2 protein-coding genes are annotated in these 2,164 nt (G+C 56.9%); both read right to left on the bottom strand.

Translation table 11 applies throughout. The features are described from left to right. On the bottom strand, window positions 1-1,122 hold a 1,122-nt coding region (murA, locus tag Q1K49_RS12850), incomplete at its 3' end, for a UDP-N-acetylglucosamine 1-carboxyvinyltransferase (RefSeq protein WP_300526405.1). A 73-nt stretch (window positions 1,123-1,195) separates the two neighbouring features. Continuing rightward, window positions 1,196-2,164, bottom strand: a 969-nt coding sequence (gene wecB, locus Q1K49_RS12845) for a UDP-N-acetylglucosamine 2-epimerase (non-hydrolyzing) (protein ID WP_300526404.1), incomplete at its 5' end; no start/stop codon positions are given.

Here is a 2,164-nt window from a genome sequence, read left to right as displayed (position 1 = left end):
GATGAGAGCCGCTCCGGCGCGAAGATCCGTGGCCCGTACATCCGTTCCGTGAAGGGCAGGAACTCCGGTGACGACCGCAGAATTTCCCTGGACGTCTACATGTGCTCCCATACGCTGCAATTCCGGGACATGAAGGAAGCGCGATTCGAAAATCCCTTCCTGAATGATACTACTTCCCTCGGCAATGGAGAGAAGAGCCATCATCTGGGGCTGCAAGTCCGTCGGGAATCCTGGAAAAGGAAGTGTTTTCACCGAGATACCCCTCAACCTCTGGGGGGCTCGGGCGGAAACGGTCTCTTCCGTGCAGAAGACTTCCGCCCCCGCTTCTTCGAGTTTGGCGAGCAGAGCGTCCATGTGTTGAGGAATGACCTGATGGACCGTGATCTCACCTCCGGTCATGATTCCCGCGAGGAGATAGGTACTTGCCTCGACGCGATCAGGGATGACGGCGATGCGTGTTCCGGAGAGTTCCCTCACCCCCGTGATCCGTATCGTGCCGGTTCCCTCGCCTTCAATTCTTGCCCCCATGGCGCGAAGCACTTCGGCGAGGTTCGTGATTTCCGGTTCTCGTGCCACGTTTTCCAAAATGGTTTGTCCGCGAGCAAAGACCGCTGCCATCATGAGGTTCTCCGTCGCTCCGACGGAGGGGAAATCGAGATAAATACGACACCCTCTGAGTCCCTTGGCTTTTGCATGGACAGACCCATGGACGAGCTCTATCTGGGCGCCCATTTTTGCCAGTCCTTTGAGATGAAGGTCAATCGGTCTGCCTCCGATGGCACATCCTCCTGGAAGGGGGAGAACAGCCCTGCCGCAGCGTGCGAGGAGGGGCCCGAGAGCCAGGGAAGACGCTCGCATTTTCCGAACGAGGTGTGCCGGCGTCTCCCAGTCCGGCTCTTCCGGAGCCGCTATGGTCATTGTCCCCTTCTCAAAGGTGATCTGGGCTCCGAGGTGTCCCAGGAGATCTGCCATGGTCCGAGTGTCCTGAAGATCGGGAATACGATCGATGATCAATTGTTCCCGGGAAAGGAGCAGCGAGGCCGCCATAATAGGAAGGGCTGCGTTTTTTGCTCCCTGAGCCGAGATGGAACCTCTCAGGGGAATGGCACCTCTGATGAGCATTTTTTGCCGTTGTGTGGTCACGATGAACCTCCTCATCGATGTCGGCGTGGTCCGGAATGCCGTGAAATCGTCGTCAAGCTTTTTTAAGTGCCTCTAGAATACGTTCCGAAGCCTTTCCATCTCCAAAGGGATTGTGCCGTTTTTCTGCAAGTCTCGCATATTCTTGAGGGTTCGTGAGCAAACGCACACTCTCGCGGACGATGCGCGAAGATTCCGTACCCACCAGAAGAGCCGTTCCCTCAAGAACCGCTTCCGGGCGTTCCGTTACCTCGCGAAGCACCAACACCGGCTTCTTGAGAAAAGGTGCCTCCTCCTGAACACCCCCGCTGTCACTGAGGATGAGAGCACTCCGTTTCATCGCCCAGACGAAATCGGGATATTCCAGTGGTTCGCAGAGGGCAACACGGTCACATGTACCAAGCTCTTCCACGAAGACAGAACGAACCTCGGGGTTTCTGTGCATGGGAACAAGAAACCAGAGCTCCGGAATCTTCTCGGTGAGGTGGCGTATGGCCGTGCAGATCTCTCGAAGTCCCTTTCCCCAGGATTCCCTCCGATGAGCGGTGACGAGTACAAGCCGGCACGTCGCAGGAATGCGCCGCAATTCAGCGAGCGATGGTTCGTCGACTCGTGAAACGGCAACACGGAGCGCATCAATGACAGTGTTGCCCGTAACCCAAATGCGTTCGGCATCACAGCCCTCGTGGAGAAGATTTTCTCTCGCCAATGGGGTTGGTGCAAACCAGTAAGTGGCGAGTCGATCCGTGAGGAGTCGATTCATCTCTTCCGGAAAGGGGCTCTGGAGATCGCGACTTCGGAGCCCCGCCTCCACGTGTCCCACGGGGATTTTTCTGTAGAACGCCGCGAGGGTCGCGCTCAATGTGGAGGTCGTATCTCCATGGACAAGAACAAGAGAGGGGCGAAGGCGATCCAGTACGTCGCCCACTCCGGTGATGACCGTTGCCGTGACGTGATCGAGACTCTGTCGCTCCTTCATGATTCCCAGATAATCGTCTGGAACGAGATCAAAGAAGGCGAGCGG

It is taken from the genome of Aminiphilus sp. (assembly GCF_029975095.1).
Taxonomy (GTDB): Bacteria; Synergistota; Synergistia; order Synergistales; family Aminiphilaceae; genus Aminiphilus.
The sequence above is the reverse complement of the archived record's forward strand: the minus strand, read 5'-3'. Positions and strand labels throughout refer to the sequence as shown.